This is a genomic window from Pseudomonas fluorescens (assembly GCF_001902145.1).
Lineage (GTDB): Bacteria > Pseudomonadota > Gammaproteobacteria > Pseudomonadales > Pseudomonadaceae > Aquipseudomonas > Aquipseudomonas fluorescens_BV.
The window spans coordinates 434972-450229 of record NZ_MRST01000023.1; the positions used below are offsets into that span (position 1 = coordinate 434972).

At 60.6% G+C, this 15258-nt stretch carries 13 protein-coding genes; 8 read left to right on the plus strand and 5 right to left on the minus strand.

Features of this window, described 5'->3' with window-relative positions; translation table 11 throughout:
- Positions 1 to 16: 16 nt before the first annotated feature.
- The 3 genes from BUE92_RS13825 to BUE92_RS13835 all read right to left on the minus strand — a co-directional run bounded on the left by BUE92_RS13825 (position 17) and on the right by BUE92_RS13835 (position 4916).
- Entirely contained in the window at positions 17 to 2434 is a 2418-nt protein-coding gene (locus BUE92_RS13825; protein ID WP_073524295.1) for a glucose/quinate/shikimate family membrane-bound PQQ-dependent dehydrogenase, read from the minus strand.
- Positions 2435 to 2656: 222 nt separating this feature from the next.
- Complete coding sequence (locus BUE92_RS28500; protein ID WP_073524297.1) at positions 2657 to 2866, minus strand: hypothetical protein; 210 nt, start codon at positions 2864 to 2866, stop codon at positions 2657 to 2659.
- A 31-nt stretch (positions 2867 to 2897) separates the two neighbouring features.
- Positions 2898 to 4916, minus strand: a complete 2019-nt coding sequence (locus BUE92_RS13835) for a TonB-dependent receptor (RefSeq protein WP_073524299.1) — start codon at positions 4914 to 4916, stop codon at positions 2898 to 2900.
- Positions 4917 to 5086: 170 nt separating this feature from the next.
- On the opposite strand from BUE92_RS13835, the gene BUE92_RS13840 reads away from it, so the two are divergent.
- Both BUE92_RS13840 and BUE92_RS13845 read left to right on the plus strand, forming a co-directional pair.
- A complete protein-coding gene (locus BUE92_RS13840) occupies positions 5087 to 5320 on the plus strand; it encodes a VF530 family DNA-binding protein (protein ID WP_043048686.1) in 234 nt (77 codons plus the stop codon).
- 4 nt (positions 5321 to 5324) lie between these two features.
- Positions 5325 to 5951 (plus strand): Pr6Pr family membrane protein, encoded by a 627-nt coding sequence (locus BUE92_RS13845; RefSeq protein ID WP_073524301.1) that lies wholly within the window; start codon positions 5325 to 5327, stop codon positions 5949 to 5951.
- A gap of 45 nt (positions 5952 to 5996) precedes the next feature.
- On the opposite strand, the gene BUE92_RS13850 is transcribed toward BUE92_RS13845, so the two are convergent.
- Both BUE92_RS13850 and BUE92_RS13855 read right to left on the minus strand, forming a co-directional pair.
- On the minus strand, positions 5997 to 6764 hold the full coding sequence (locus BUE92_RS13850) for a siderophore-interacting protein (protein ID WP_073524304.1): 768 nt from the start codon (positions 6762 to 6764) through the stop codon (positions 5997 to 5999).
- Entirely contained in the window at positions 6761 to 7297 is a 537-nt protein-coding gene (locus tag BUE92_RS13855) for a PadR family transcriptional regulator (protein ID WP_073524307.1), read from the minus strand. Before BUE92_RS13855 ends, BUE92_RS13850 begins: the two co-directional genes overlap by 4 nt.
- 545 nt (positions 7298 to 7842) lie before the next feature.
- On the opposite strand from BUE92_RS13855, the gene BUE92_RS13860 reads away from it, so the two are divergent.
- The 6 genes from BUE92_RS13860 to BUE92_RS29290 all read left to right on the plus strand — a co-directional run bounded on the left by BUE92_RS13860 (position 7843) and on the right by BUE92_RS29290 (position 14878).
- Entirely contained in the window at positions 7843 to 8340 is a 498-nt protein-coding gene (locus tag BUE92_RS13860) for a CS1 type fimbrial major subunit (protein WP_073524309.1), read from the plus strand.
- A gap of 120 nt (positions 8341 to 8460) precedes the next feature.
- A complete protein-coding gene (locus BUE92_RS13865) occupies positions 8461 to 10980 on the plus strand; it encodes a CS1-pili formation C-terminal domain-containing protein (RefSeq protein ID WP_073524312.1) in 2520 nt (839 codons plus the stop codon).
- 26 nt (positions 10981 to 11006) lie between these two features.
- Positions 11007 to 12251: a hypothetical protein gene (locus BUE92_RS13870; protein ID WP_073524315.1), complete on the plus strand. Its 1245-nt coding sequence runs from the start codon at positions 11007 to 11009 to the stop codon at positions 12249 to 12251.
- Positions 12252 to 12320: 69 nt separating this feature from the next.
- Complete coding sequence (locus BUE92_RS13875; protein WP_073524318.1) at positions 12321 to 13079, plus strand: pilus assembly protein; 759 nt, start codon at positions 12321 to 12323, stop codon at positions 13077 to 13079.
- Positions 13080 to 13084: 5 nt separating this feature from the next.
- Entirely contained in the window at positions 13085 to 13555 is a 471-nt protein-coding gene (locus BUE92_RS13880) for a CS1 type fimbrial major subunit (RefSeq protein ID WP_073524320.1), read from the plus strand.
- A gap of 678 nt (positions 13556 to 14233) precedes the next feature.
- Positions 14234 to 14878, plus strand: a complete 645-nt coding sequence (locus BUE92_RS29290) for a hypothetical protein (RefSeq protein ID WP_305955552.1) — start codon at positions 14234 to 14236, stop codon at positions 14876 to 14878.
- The last annotated feature ends 380 nt before the right edge of the window (positions 14879 to 15258 follow it).

The following is a 15258-nucleotide window of genomic DNA, read 5'->3' on the forward strand; positions in this document are numbered from 1 at the left end:
TTACCGCTGGTACCGCTTAATCCGGCAGTTTGAACGCCATTACATAATCACCCTGCTTGGTCCCCAGGGAGCCGTGACCGCCGGCCATGACCAGCACGTATTGCTTGCCGTCCTTGCCGGTGTAGGTCATCGGGGTGGTTTGCGCGCCTGCAGGCAGGCGGCCTTCCCACAGTTGCTTGCCGTTTTTCACGTCATAGGCACGCAGGTACTGGTCCAGGGTGCCGCTGAGGAACGCGACGCCACCGGCCGTGGTGAACGTACCACCCAGGCTAGGTACGCCCATGCTCAGCGGGATTGGAACCGGCGAGCTGTCACGCACGGTGCCGTTCTTGTGCATCCAGATGGTCTGGTTGTTGGTCAGGTCGACCGCTGCCACGTAGCCCCAGGCTGGCGCCTGGCACGGCAGGCCCATTGGCGACAGCAGCGCTTCAAGGATCACGCCGTAAGGTGCGCCTTTGTTCGGCTGTACGCCTTGGGTTTCGCTGATACGTGGGCCTTGTTTGGCGATGTCGGCCGCCGGGATCAGTTTCGATTTGAACGCCATGTAGCTCGGGTTCACGAAGGCGATCTGGCGCACCGGGTCAACCGAGATACCGCCCCAGTCGAACACGCCGAAGTTGCCTGGGTACACGATCGAGCCTTGCAGTGACGGCGGGGTGAACGGGCCGTCGTAGCGCATGGATTTGAAGTCGATCCGGCACAGCATCTGGTCGAACGGTGTCACGCCCCACATGTCGCGTTCTTTCAACGGCGGCGGCATGAAGTTCAGGTCGGACTTGGGTTGGGTAGGGGAGGTGCGGTCGCCCGCCACTGCGCCCTGTGGCACCGGGATCTCATTGACTGGCACCACTGGCTGGCCAGTGGCGCGGTCGAGCACGTAGATGCTGCCCTGTTTGGTCGACGCCATCACTGCCTGCTTCACGCCAGCAGCGGTCTTGATGTCGATCAGCGAAGGCTGGCCGCCCACGTCCATGTCCCACAGGTCGTGGTGGGTGAACTGGAAGGTCCACTTCACGTGGCCGGTGTCGATGTCCAGCGCGGTCAGGCCTGCGGCGTACTTCTCGGAATCATCGGTACGGTCGCCGCCGTACTGGTCGGGCATCTGGTTGCCCATCGGCAGGTAGAGCATGCCGAGTTTTTCATCCACGGCGAACATGGACCACATGTTCGGCGAGTTGCGGGTGTAGGTCTTACCCTCGGCCAACGGGGTGGTGTCGTCCGGGTTGCCGCTGTCCCAGTTCCACACCAGCTTGCCGGTGTGCACGTCGAACGCACGGATCACGCCGCTTGGCTCGTCGATGGAAACGTTGTCGGTCACGTGACCGCCGATCACGACCAGGTTCTTGGTCACGGCCGGTGGCGAAGTGGAGTAGTAACCGCCTGGGGCGAAGCTGCCGATGTTGGCACGCAGGTCGACCTGGCCTTTGTCACCGAAGTCTTCGCACATCTTGCCGGTGTCGGCGTTCAGGGCGATCAGACGGGTGTCGGCGGTCGGCACGAAGATGCGTTTCGGGCAGGCATTCGGTGCGGCGGCCGGGCTGGCGCTGCCAGTCGGGCTCTGCTCGGAAGCGTAGGCGGCGTCATCGTGGTACGACACGCCACGGCAGGTCATGTGCGCCCAACCTTTGAAGCTTTCAGCACCCTGGGTGGTGATCTTCGGGTCGAAACGCCAGATTTCCTTGCCGGTATCCGGGTCCAGGGCAATCACTTGGCTGTGCGGTGTGCACACGTAAAGCATGCCGTTGACTTTCAGCGGAGTGTTTTCCGCGGTGGTTTCACCGGGGTCGCCTGGGCCAGGGATGTCGCCAGTGCGATAAGTCCATGCCGGCACCAGCTTATGGGCATTCTCCGGGGTAATCTGTGCCAGTGGCGAGTAACGGTCACCGAAGGCCGAACGGCCATAGGAGTTCCAGTCGCCATCGGCCTGGGTTGGCGCAGCGCTGGCCATGCCCGGTACCGCGTCGCGGTCCAGTTGGCCGGTCTTGACCATTTCACCTGGGTTGGTGAATTGGCTGGCCAGGGCGGTAGCGCCCGCCAGCACCACGGCCACACTCAGTGCGCCGGTGCCCAACGGGGCGGCTTGGCCACGCAGCAACGGACGACGAAACCACGGCAGCAGCATGACGATGCCCAAGGCGAACAACAGGGCCAGGCGCGGTACCAGTTGCCACCAGTCCAGGCCGACTTCCCACAGTGCCCACACGGTGCTGGCGAACAGCACCAGTGCGTACAAGCCCAGCGCAGCGCGGCGGGTGGCCAGCAGCAACACGCCGGTCAGGGTGATGCCGATACCGGCCAGCAGGTAGTACAACGACCCGCCGAGCATGCTCAGCTTGACGCCGCCAGCCAGCAAGGCCAGCCCCATGATCAGCAGCAAGACGCCTAGCAGCCTGGGCAACAGGCGGCTTGGGCTTGAAGCACCATCAGTGCTCATAGTGTGTTTCTCCGTGACGTTGGAATAATTATGTAACCCCGTGCTTCACTGTAGATGACGATTCGGCACGGGCTTGGTTCATCGTTTTTTTTTGGTTTTTTGTGGATAACGGGGTTATCCACAGGCGGGCGACAGATTCCCAGGCGCAGGTCGATTTAAGACAGCGCTGTCTTTGCGTGCAGGGAAATTCGGCAAATGGGGTCGACCCGGAAGTGAAGCGTTTCAGATTGTTGCGAAGGATAATGCGGCGGGGCGTTTTGAGAAAGGGTGAATCGCAAGATGCATCATTTCAGTTTTGGTAACAGTGACAGATAGTCGCTGCAAAAAAGGTGTCAGGCATGCCCCTGTAGGAGCGAGCTTGCTCGCGAAAAACACCCAGGCGCCGCGTTTATTCAGGAAGCGCGCATTATCGTTGGCGTTTTTCGCGAGCAAGCTCGCTCCTACAGGGGATTTGCGGTGATGATTAGAAGGTAGTGCGAACGCCGAACTGCACGCTTCTACCTGGCGCCGGCGCAATATCGCGCAGGATCGAGCTGGCATAGCGCACGGTCTGGTTGGTCAGGTTTTCACCGTTGACGAACGCCAGCCACTGGCTGTCACCCACGTTGAAGCGATACCCCGCGCTGGCACCGAGGGTGGTGTAGCCATCGGTGCCGCTTTCGTTATCCGGCACACGTCCTTGGCCTGCGGCATGTTCCACATCGATACGCGCCTGCCAGCGGTCCAGTTCCCATAGCAAGCCGCTGTTCAAGCGCAGCGGCGCGATGCGTGGCAAGGCTTCGCCGGTATCCAGGTTGGTCGCGCGGGTGTAGTCGCCCGACAGCTCCAACGCGAACTTGCCGTAGGCGCCTTCGCCGAGCTTCCAGTGATCCTGGGCTTCGAAGCCGGCGAAACGCGCACGCACACCGGAATATTCGTATTCGGGGATACCGCCTGCGTCCTCTTCACCTTCATCGTTCAAAGTGCGCCCCGTGCCGAGCAGGCCGATGTAGTTGGAGAAGCGGCTGTAGAACACGCCGAAGCTGCCCTTGTGGGTGCCATTGTCAAAGCGCAGCGCGAGGTCGCTGGACACGGCTTTTTCTTTCTTCAGGTTGGCATCGCCCAGCTCAAAGGTGCCAGTGGCGACATGGGCGCCGTTGGCATACAGCTCATAGAAGGTCGGCGCGCGCTCGGTGTAGCCCAACGTAGCAGCCAGGGACCAGATTGGCGTGAGGGTATATACCGCGCCGGACGACAGGCTGCCGGCGGTGAAGTCATTGCTCTTGCTGGCATTGGCAAATCGCTCGTTGCCCTTGGCATCGGGATCGACGCTGGTGTGTTCCACGCGGGCGCCGAGGCTGAGTTTCAGGCGCTCGGTGGCTTGCATCTCTTCGAGGATGAACAGTGCGCCGGCATTGGTGTCGGTCTGCGGCACGAAAGCTTCTTCGCCCAGGGCCGAGAACTCGTTGCGGGTCACTTGGGCGCCGACCACGCCATCGAATGGGCCGATCGGCTGGTGGCGAGCTTCCACCCGCGCTTCATAGCCTTTGTTCTTGAAGGTGGTGCCGGTTTCGCCGCCTTCGATTTCGCGGTGTTCGTAGTCGGTGTACCCGGCGTCGATTTTCACCGAGGTAAACGGCCCTTGCAGGTTGCGGATCTCGGACGCAAAGGCGTAGTGGTCCTGTTTCATGCGGATGCGCACATCCTGCTCGGCGGGTGAGCCGTAGTTACTGTCGTAATTGCTGTAGGACAGCCCGGCATAACCATCGTCCCAGGTGTAGGAACCGCCCACCGCACCGCCGTCCTGGCGCCCATTGCTGTTGCCCAGGCGGCCATTTTTGCCGGTGCCGTCTTCGCTTGCCGGGGCGTGGCGGCTGCGGGCATAACCGGGGATTTTCAGGTCGTTGAATTCCCGTGCATTGGCATCCAGGTGCAGGGCGAAGGTGCCGTTGCCGGCTTCCAGTTTGCCTGCGCTGCTGCGGGTGGTGTCGGCACCGCCGTAGCGCAACTCGCCAGCGCCATGGATGCCTTCGATGGCCTCGGTGGGGATGCGGTTGTCGAAGGTGTTGACCACACCGCCGATGGCGCTGCCGCCATACAGCAGGGCAGCCGGGCCGCGCACGATTTCAATGCGGTCAACGTTGATCGGGTCGAGCGGCACCGCGTGGTCGTAGGACAGCGACGACGCATCCAGTGCCCCCACACCATTGCGCAGGATGCGAATGCGGTCGCCATCCTGGCCGCGAATGATCGGGCGGCTGGCCCCCGGGCCAAAGTACGAAGACGACACGCCCGGCTGCTTGTTCAGGGTTTCGCCGAGGCTGCCTTTTTGTTGCAGGGTCAGGTTGTCGCCTTCCAGCACGGTGGTGGGTGACGCCAGCTGTTCGCTGCCCAGCGGGTTGCCAGTGACCACTTGGGTTGGCAGTTCCAGGGCATGGGCCTGGGAGCCGATCAACAGGGCGGCGGCGAGGGGCGACAAGCGCCAGAGAGAAGGCAGCGACATCGGATATTCCTAGGAAAAATGACTGTTAATTAAAGTTACAATATAACATCTCTTTTGTGCAAAAAAGGGGAACTTTTCCTTACGGGCTATATTCAATGCGATGCTTCCACCTGCACGCCTCGTCGGCTAAGGTGCGCGGCTGTGTTTCCTCTTTTTGCAAAAGGCCTGGCATGACCGCGACAAGCAACGACCCGCTCCACGGTGTGACCCTGCAACACGTGCTCACCACCCTGGTTGAACATTACGAGTGGAGCGGCCTGGCCGAGCGTATTGATATCCGCTGCTTCAAGAGCGACCCGAGCATCAAGTCGAGCCTGACCTTCCTGCGCAAGACCCCTTGGGCACGGGAGAAAGTCGAAAGCCTGTACGTCAAGCTGATGCGCACCAAACGCCCGCTGGATTGAGGCCATGAAGCGCTTTGTGGCGGCAGCGGCACTGGCCGGTTGGGTGGGGTTGGCGCTCCAGCAATACCTGATCTTATATTCACGCTGGACCCTCGACGCCAGCCTGATGGGTGGGCTGATCAGCTTTTTCAGTTTCTTCACGGTGCTGACCAATACCCTGGCGGTGGTGGTGCTCAGTTATGCAGGGGTCAAGCGCGACTCAGCGATGAAACGGTTTTTCCTGGCGCCGGTGGTCAGCAGCGCAATCGCCGTGAGCATCATTGTGGTGAACCTGGCGTATAACCTGCTGCTGCGACATTTGTGGAGCCCCGAAGGCTTTCAATTCATCGCGGATGAATTGCTGCATGACGTGATGCCGCTGCTGTTTGTGATCTATTGGTGGCAGTACGTGCCCAAGGGGCAGCTGCGTTTCAGGCACATTGGTGCCTGGGTGATCTACCCATTGGTGTACTTCGGTTATGTGCTGTTGCGCGGGGATTTGCTCGGGCAGTATCAGTACCCGTTCATTGACGTGCTGACCCTGGGTTACCCACAGGTGTTCGTGAATGCCGGGGGGATTTTGGCGGGGTTCATTGTCATAGCATTGGCGATCATCGGCCTGGATAAACGCCTCAAATCACCCTCGACTTAAAGTGGGCACGATCAGGGTGGGAGGGAGCAAGCCCCCTCCCACAGTTTAATCTTCGTCGCTGCCTTCTGCGCGCCAGTAACCCACTGCTTTGAGATATTCCTCGTTGACCTTGTGCGTATCCAGCAATACCCGTCGCACCTGGCGTGACAACTTGGTTTCGGTCGCGACAAAGCTGTACAGCGTGCCGCCGGGCAGCGTCAGGTTGCGCACTACGTCAAGTAGGTCTTGCTGGCCACGCACCACCCAAATAATCTCGACGTCCGCCGCGCTCTCCAGCACCTGCTGTTCCGCCGCATCGGCAATTTCAACCACCGCCAGCACCTTGCGCCCGGCCGGCAATTCGTCCAGGCGTCGACCGATGGCGGGCAGGGCGGTTTCATCGCCAATCAGCAGGTAGCTGTCGAAGATATCCGGCACGATCATCGAGCCCCTTGGCCCACCGATATACAGGTACTGGCCGACTTGCGCCTGTTCAGCCCAGGTGGATGCAGGGCCGTCGCCGTGCAGCACGAAGTCGATATCCAGTTCACCGATGCTCAAGTCGTAGCGCCGTGGCGTGTAATCGCGCATGGCCGGTTGCGGGCCGTCGCCCTTGATCGTGAACGTGGGGCTTTCCAGCGCGGCTTGCTCTTGGGCGTTCTGCGGGAACAGCAGCTTGATGTGATCGTCACTGCCCAGGCTGATAAAGCCCGCCAATTCCGGCCCGCCCAATGTGATGCGGCGCATGCGCGGGGTGATATCCACCACCCGCAGTACCTGCAGGCGACGGCGTTTGATTTCGTGGGTCACGCGGTGAATGGCTTGTGGGTTCATTGGTCTTTCCCGTCGGCAATGGCTTGCGCGGTGCGGTTGAGCAGCGCCGCGACACGCAGGATTTCTTCCGGGCTCCAGCGCCCGTGGTGCGAATGCAAGGCATGGCGCAGGTTATGCACCGCCTCGTGGATCTCCGGTGGGCGGTCCTGGCCGCGCAGCGAGCGCTTGCTGACATCAATGCGCATGCGTACGCCATCCAGGGCAACGGCTTGTTCGCTTAAGAAGAGACGACCGGCGTCGGTGATTGTGTAGCGTTTTTTTCCGCCCTCGGTGTCGCCGCTGATCAACTCACTCTCTTCGAGGAAGGTCAGGGTGGGGTAGATCACGCCGGGGCTGGGGCTATAGGCGCCGTCGAAGAGGCTTTCGATCCGGCGGATCAAGTCGTAGCCGTGGCAGGGCTGTTCGGCGATCAGGGCCGGCAGCAGCAGCTTCAAATCGCCGGGGGCAAAGACCCGTGGGCCGCGCCCGCCGCGTTCGCGGCCCAAGCGTTTTTCGAAGCCGTCGCGGCTGTCGTGGGGGTGGTGCTCTCTCATTTTCTCTGTGCTCGTCGTTAGGGTTAGATACAACTTAAGATATATCTTGGCGACCGGGCAAGCCCCTCTGACCAACGGTCGGCTTCACCTCAACAACGATCAGTGTTGATTGCAAGTGGCAGGCGAGGGTTAAAAGTGAGCCATTGATTATTTTTTAGAGTAACTACTCAGTTAGGTGAAAAATAAACTATCCTGAACTTCGGTAGCGCAGAAACTTGAGCGCCAGGGTACGTTGTAATACCATTCCTACAGTAAAGTTAGTGTGTGAAATATTCTCATTTTAATACGTGTAGGTAGTTTCTGACGGCTACTTTTAAAGTTTTGGCAAAGTGCCATGCTTTTCCCTCAACTCCAGTCTCTATGGGCTACGAGCCAATAGGAGTCGCCCTGCATACCTGCTTTTGAATACAGTGGATTATTCCTCGGCGTTGCAGCGGTTCAACTAACGACGCGCAACGCTATTCGTTGTAAGTCCTCTAAAGCCTGGTGCTTTTAAATAAACTTACCGACGAGTCACTCACTGTTTACAACTACAGGTATTGACCATGTTCAAGAAGTTTGCATTTGCCGCCTCACTGACCGCTATCGCGCTGAGCACTTCGCCAGCCTTCGCAGCGGGCGAAGCCAGCCACACCGTTAACCTCAAGGCAAATATCCCGACCACCGTGTTCCACGCCCAACCGCGTGATCCGAACTGGGGCCGTGACGAAACCATGAGCTACAACCTGGTGAGTGGTGAGCTGTCGCCTCTGAGCGCGATCTATGACATCCGCAACACCAACGGTTCGGTGCATGCCTACATCGAAGGCGGCCCGGCTGTGCTGTTCAACGGTGATGCGGCGCAAAACATCCCACTGACCACCACCCTCAATGGCGTCACCCTGACCGGTACACCACAGGAAGTCGTGAACGAAGCGGATTCCACCCCGGGCGTCGGCGCTGAAATGCGTATCGTCGCCGCCAAGCCGAACGCTACCCAGCGTGGTGCCTACACCGCAGTGGCGCAGGTTGTATTCGATGCCGTTCTGCCTGTAACGCCTTGATGTCGATACCGGCCCGCTGAGCGAAATGCTCGCGGGTCATTTACAGGCCGGTTGGATCCCTCTCCCTCGTTCCTCCGGCCTGGTTTTAACCCCGTCTCTTGGCCTCAGAGTATTCCGTTCATGTTCCCGATGACTCACATCGCGGCGGCGCTTGCGCTATTGATAGGTACGAGTGCACTGGCAACCCAGGCCAACGCCGCCTCGACCCCCGGTAGTCTGATCACCCAGGCCCAAGGCTTGCCCTCGGGGTTTGCCGAGCACTTTTTCGATGTGCCGCTGGCCGTACGTGTGGACCTTGACCAGCAGCCGCTGGGCGAGGCGATGATCGTGTTGACCCAGGATGACCGCGTCAGCCTGCTCGAATTCACCGACACCGGCGACAGCAAAGTCCCGGCCGCCACCCGCGACACCTGGCAAGCGATCCTGGAAAAAGGCGTGGCCCTGGGCGCCTGTACCCAGTCGTGCCCGCAACAGCTGGTGTCGGCGTTCTACAACCTGGAAAGCTCGCAACTGTCGATCATCACCCAGAACGTGGAGCGCACTGGTGACGCCCCGCGCTATTACGCGCAGCCCGAAGACGGCAGCCTGGGGCTGATCATCAACAACCAGCTCAACCTCAACGGCGGCCAGGAACAGGACCTGGGCGGGCGTTATGGCCTGCAAGCCAGTTCCAGCATCGGTAACTGGAGCCAGGTGTTCAACCTGCAACTGGCGCGTCAGAGCGGCGCCGATGAATCCATGCGCCATGCGATCCATGAGCTGTATACCCAGCGTGAAATGGAAGGCAATTTCTTTCGCCTGGGCCATTTCACCCCTAATTCCGACGGCCTCACCCGCCAACTGCGCAGCTTCGGCGCCAGTCCCGACACGGCGGTGGGCGCAATGTATGGCAGCTCCGACAGCCTGGCCATCAATAACCCCAAGCCCAGCGTCTACCCGATCTACGTCACGGCCAACCGGCAGGCGGCGGTGGAGGTCTACCGCAACGGCCTGTTGATCAACACTCAGGCGGTGGCAGCCGGTTTGCAGACCCTGGATACACGCCCGCTGCCGGGCGGCATCTATGAGGTGGAGGTACGCCTGATCGAAGACGGGCTGACCGTCAGTACCACCCAGGAACTGGTATACAAACCCAGTAACTGGCGCAATGCCGAAGACCGCTGGCGCTACAACGTATTTGCCGGACGCGAAACCAAACTGTTCAGTAACTGGGAAGAACAAGCCTCGGGTTCGATCACCGCCGGTGCGTCCGTCAACTACCTGCTGCACCCCCGGGTGATCCTCGGCCTGTCGGCACGCGAGGTCCGTGAGCAGCTGCAATACGGCGGCTCGGTGGACTGGAACGTGGCCAACAATATCAGCGTCTACGCCAACGTGTTCCAAACCCAGGACCACGGCACCGGCATGGACCTGCAAGGGCTCTACACCTTCGGCGCCACCAACCTGGTGTTCAGCCACAACCGCAGTTGGCTCGACACCCGCGACACCTATGAAACCCTGCCCGATGGCACCCGCCTGCGGCGCAATACCTTCGTTGGCCAGACCAGCAACAGTTCGCTGTCGGTGAACCACCGGATCGACGCGAAAAACTCGCTGAACATGCGCGTCTCCCACAGCGAAGGCAACGTCGAAGGTGCCGGTCTCGACCTGGGCTGGAGCCGTCGCGATATCGTGTTGGGCAGCGATGCCAACTGGCGCTTCTCGCTGTTTGACCGCCCCGGCACCGGCAGCACCAACGACAGGCGCAACCGCGGTGTCGACGTGACGCTGAGCCTGGCTCTGGGCACCGATGGCCGGCAGGTGTCCGGCAGCATCGGCAGCCGTACCTCGCGCGATGGCGGCCGTGATAACAACGCCTCCGTGACGATTCGCCAGGACTTGACCGACCACGTGCTGCAAAGCGTTTCGGCGACGGCCATTACCGACACTTATGGCGTCGGCATGTCGGGAACCGCCAGCTTCAGCACCGATGCGGTCAGCGGCGACGGTTTTGTGCAGCGCAGTTCCTATAACGGTGAATTCACCGGTGGCCTGAACCTCAACAGCACCCTGGTGGCCGGGGCCGGCAAGGTCTTGCTGAGCAGCCAGTACCAGGGCAATGGCGCCGGCATGATCGTCGACCTTGAGACGGACCTGGACGCCATCAGCCTGCGCGCCGACGACTTGAGCGGCGGCAGCGTAGTGCTGCGCCCCGGGCGCAACTATGTGCCGGTGTCGGCGTACAAGAGCAGCACCGTGTCGTTCGACTTTGAAGGCAACTACCCACCGGCGGCGAATATCCAGCCGGCACGCTCCACCTACCACCTGAACAAGGGCGGGGTGGACTACCGCAAGGTCACGGTGATGAAAACCGTGACGGTGCTCGGGCGCCTGCTGGATGACCAGGGCACGCCGCTGCGCGGCCACCAGGTGATCAACCACGCCAGCCGTGGGGTCAGCGAAGTGGACGGGTTCTTCTCCATGGAAATGAGCGCCAGCGCGCCGACCCTGGAGGTGCGTTACCAGAACCAGTTGCTCTGCCAGTTCCGCCTGGACCCGGCCAACGCGCCGAGTGAAAACGACGTGCTGATGATCGGCGACCTGCGTTGCACGCCGGACACCCTGGCCGAAGCCACCCACAAGGCTGAAACCGCCGGTTGACGGCGGTTTGGATCCTCGGAGTTTTTATGAGTGTTATCACAGCAATCAAGCGGGTCATGGTGCCGGGCGCCTTGGCCTTGGCGTTGGGGGCGTTCAGCCAGCCGGCGGTGGCCATTGTGGAGAACATTACCGCGGTGTTTCGGCCCGATCCGGCCAACCCGATGAGCAATAAGTTCATCAACACCACGCCGCAAAGTGGTTTATGCCCCTGGCACGTGCCTGCCAGATGTGAAGCGGTCAACACCTTCAGTATTCGTAATACCTCGTTCCTCGCCTTTAACAACGCACCCATACCAGCGTTTCCCGACGATCCGCGCAAGAGTGCCTATTTCAAGATGCCGTCAGCGTTCCGCGATGTGTCAGTGACCCATAGGGGTACCGGTCGGACGGAAACCGTACAAATGCGCATCGCCGGTATTGGCGGGCGTTGGGATGTCACCCGTCCACCGGGCGTATCGGCCTGGGCGACGCCTGGTGTCGGTTGGTCTGCCTATTGGAGAGGAGCGCCTGCTCCTTGCCAGCCGATCAACTACATCGCGGCATCGGCCAGTTTCGCGCTGTTTTTCTGGATCGTTCCGGAAAATGCTGGGGCCTGTAGTGTTACTAACGGTGCGGACATTCCATGGATGCGCTACAGCGGGCTCGAATATGGTTACGAACTCAAGACCCCCAACCCGTTGACGATGGACACCGGCATCTACGAAGGCACCATCACCTACAGCATGGGCCCGGGTGGTGATCTCGATTTCGGCGACACGATGATCCCCAATGACAGTGTGCTTACGTTCAACTTTACCCTCACCGTTGAACACGTGCTCAAAGTCGACTTACCCCCCGGCGGCAATCGCATCGAGCTGTTGCCCGAAGGCGGCTGGCAAGCCTGGCTCAATCAGGGGCGGCGCCCGGCACGCTTGTTCCGCGACCAGACCTTCACCCTCGCCGCCAGCTCACGCTTCAAAATGAACCTGGAGTGCGGCCTGGTGATCGGCAACACCTGCGGCCTGCGCAATGACGAGGGTGACCAGGTGCCGGTGCAGATCGCCGTCAGCCTGCCCTATGGTCTGCGCGATCAATACGACCAGCCGGTGAACAACTTGCCGCTGCGCCTGGACGGCGTCGGCACTGAACTGTTCCAGCCCACCTATTACCTGGATAACCGTCCGGCCAAGTTGCATTTCGAAGTGGGCAGGGACGACGTCGGCGACATGCTCAAGGCGCCGGGCACCACCTATTCGGGGACGGCCACGGTGATCTGGGACTCGGAAGTCTAGCCGGCCAACACCTATTCGCAGCACCGGCCTCCGGTGGAGGCCGCGTTCAATCAATGAGGCGTAACAAATATGAAGCATGCAGTGTTATGGGGCGCTCTGCTCCTGGGTTCCCTGAGTGCCCACGCCGGGCCGGCGATCAACGTCGGCGTGGTGTACGACTACCTGGAAGGTGACCGCAGTTCCTACCTCAAGCGGGTATTCAACGGCGGCACCAGCACCGCGTTCATCAAGGTCAATGTGCTGGAAATCATCTACAACGCCGACGGCACCTCCAAGGAAGTGCCGGTGGCCTCGCTGACCGACGAGAAGGGCGCCACCACCAGCCGCGACGGCCTGATGGCCAGCCCGGCGCGCATGATCGTCCCCGCCAACGGGCGCCAGGGCACACGCTTGCTGTACATGGGCGCGCGGGATAAAGAGCGCTACTTTCGCGTGCGCTTTATCCCGGTGGTGCCGGAAAAGAGCGATGACTTTGCGGTAACCGACCAAGAGCGCTCCGACTACAAGGACAGCCTGGCGGCCGGTGTGAACATCATGGCCGGCTACGGCACGGTGTTTTTCGTGCGGCCCAAGGACACCCGCTTCGACACGCAAATCACCCAGACCGACAGCCAGTACAAGCTGCGCAACGCGGGCAACAGCGTGGTGGTACTGGATGAGTTCCGTGACTGCGCCAAGGCGAAAAAGTCCGACTGCCTGCCCACCACCAAACACCATATTTTGCCGGGCCGCGAACTGGTCTTCGAGAAAAAGCCCGACCGCCAGTTCAGCTTCCAGAAGGTCGAAGGGCGCGACAAAAAACTGATGACCGTCAACGATAACGGGTGAGCCTAATGTTCAAGCAACTGACACTGGCGGTACTGCTGATGAGCGGTACTTCAGCCTGGGCGATTCAGGAACGCGAGACTTTCGATATTTCGGTGACCATCCCGGTGCACGAAGCCTATGTGCTGCCCTCGGAGCCGGACTGGATGGGCCAGGACCAGCTGCTGCCCTGGAACCTGGTGCGTGCCGAACTGGGGCGCCTGCGCAAGAATTTTGACGTGAAGAACCTCGCCGGCGGCGTCGCCGCGCGGTTGGGGGACACGCCTTACCTGGCCAGCCCGCGTGACCGTATCGAGCTGCGTGTGTTGTTCAACCAAGTGCCGTTGAGCCTGGATCCCACCGAAGTGATCAGCGCCGACGTGGCGCGCGTCGGCACCCGTGCCGAGCTAGACATTGCGGCCATCGAACCCGAGGGCGGCTACAAGGGCGGGGATTACTTCGGCACGGTGCATTTGGTCTTCGATTTTCTGGCGCCTTGAGACGGGATGAACATTCCAGAGTTGAGTTTCATTGTCGGTGAGAGCAGCGCCTGTCGCGTCGGAGTTTTTATGAGTGTTATCACAGCAATCAAGCGGGTCGTGGTACCGGGTGCATTGGCCTTGGGATTGGGAGCGTTCAGCCAGCCGGCGGTGGCTTTTGTCACGGATATTACTGCGGTCTTTCGTCCTGACCCGGCAAACCCCATGAGCAATAAGTTCATTAACACAACCCCGCAAAGTGGCCTATGCGAATACCACTCGGGGGCCATCAATAAATGTAAGGCGCTGAATATTTTCGGCATTCGCGATACCACGTTTCGGGCCTCTTCGATTGCGCCTATTCCTGCCAATCCTGAAGACCCGCGTCAGAGCGCTTATTTTAAAGTGCCCTCAGAATGGCGGGACGTGCTGGTGACCCATCGAGGTACGGGTAACACAGAAAGGGTGCAGGTGCGTATTGCGGCTATCGGTTCTGTTTGGAGCGTGCCTCGGCCACCAGGTGTGTCCGGCTGGGCCACACCCGAGGCGCCCAACTGGGGAACGTATTGGTACGGTGCCCCGGCGCCTTGCCTGCCGATTAATTACTTTGCGGCAGGCACTAACTTTGCGCTGTTTTTCTGGATCGTCCCGGAGGGGGCTGGGGCTTGTAGTGTGAAGTCCGGTTCCGGGTTTACACGCATGTCGTACGGCCATTTGGAGTACGCCTACGAACTCAGAACGCCTAATCCGCTGGGGATGGACACTGGCGAATACACAGGTGCCATTACCTACACCATGGGCCCGGGCGGTGACTTCGATTTCGGTGATGTGATGATGCCCAACGACAACATCGTTGGCTTCAACTTCACCCTGTCGGTGGAGCACGTGCTCAAGGTCGACTTGCCACCGGGCGGCAATCGCATCGAGCTTTTGCCCGAAGGCGGCTGGCAATCCTGGCTCAACGGGGGGCGGCGCCCGGCGCGATTGTTCCGCGAACAGACCTTCACCATCGCCGCCAGCTCGCGCTTCAAGATGACCTTGGAATGCGGCCTGGTGATCGGCAACACCTGCGGCCTGCGCAATGGCGAGGGGGACGAGGTGCCAGTGCAGATCGCCGTGACCCTGCCCTATGGCCTGCGCGACCAGTACGACCAGCCGGTGAACAAACTGCCGCTGCGCCTGGACGGCGTCGGCACCGAGCTGATTCAGGCCAACCAGTACGTGGACTTCCGACCGGGCAAGCTGCATTTCGAGGTGGGCAAGGACGACGTCGCCGAAATGCTCAAGGCGCCGGGCACCACCTATTCGGGCACGGCCACGGTGATCTGGGATTCGGAGGTCTAGCCGGCCCAATGTCGCCCCAATGCCGATCAGTTAAGCGAACGCAATGCTCAAAGCAACGAAGACCAAATGTGGGAGCGGGCCTGCTCGCGAAAGCGGAGTGTCAGTCACTGAATCTTTAACTGAACCACCGCTTTCGCAGGCAAGCCAGCTCCCACATTGGCCATGTATTGCCCACAGAATCAACGCCTGGCACAGATCCCCTGTGGGAGCGGGCTTGCTCGCGAAAGCGGAGTGTCAGTCACTGAATCCTTAACTGAACCACCGCTTTCGCAGGCAAGCCAGCTCCCACATTGGCCATGTATTGCCCACAGAATCAACGCCTGGCACAGATCCCCTGTGGGAGCGGGCTTGCTCGCGAAAGCGGAGTGTCAGTCACTGAT